Here is a 273-nt window from a genome sequence, read left to right as displayed (position 1 = left end):
TCTACCATCGGCATCGTGAAGCCAGTGCGACCAGATATTCGTGAGTTACTGCGCGGTTCAATAGCGATGTTTGAGCAACTGCGTTCACTTCCATCTAAGGGTATAACTCTTCGCGCCGTGCGCATTCTCGTGAACTGCATGGATTACACGTCGCTGGCCAAAGCCACGCTGTCGCAGTTGGAGACAATTGTCAGCGAACGGAAATACAGTCCCTATGCTCACGAAATTCCGGTATCGCTGCTGGATACCCAAATTTTCGATCTCGACATCTAT

At 50.2% G+C, this 273-nt stretch carries 1 pseudogene; it reads left to right on the top strand.

The window, feature by feature from the left end:
- A pseudogene (locus tag KVT28_RS25125) lies at nt 1–273 on the top strand (ParA family protein); the annotation flags it as partial.

The organism is Pantoea sp. GbtcB22, assembly GCF_019091025.1.
Classification (GTDB): Bacteria; Pseudomonadota; Gammaproteobacteria; order Enterobacterales; family Enterobacteriaceae; genus Pantoea; species Pantoea leporis.
Note: the sequence above shows the minus strand (reverse complement) of the source record. Positions and strands in the feature narration are given on the sequence as shown.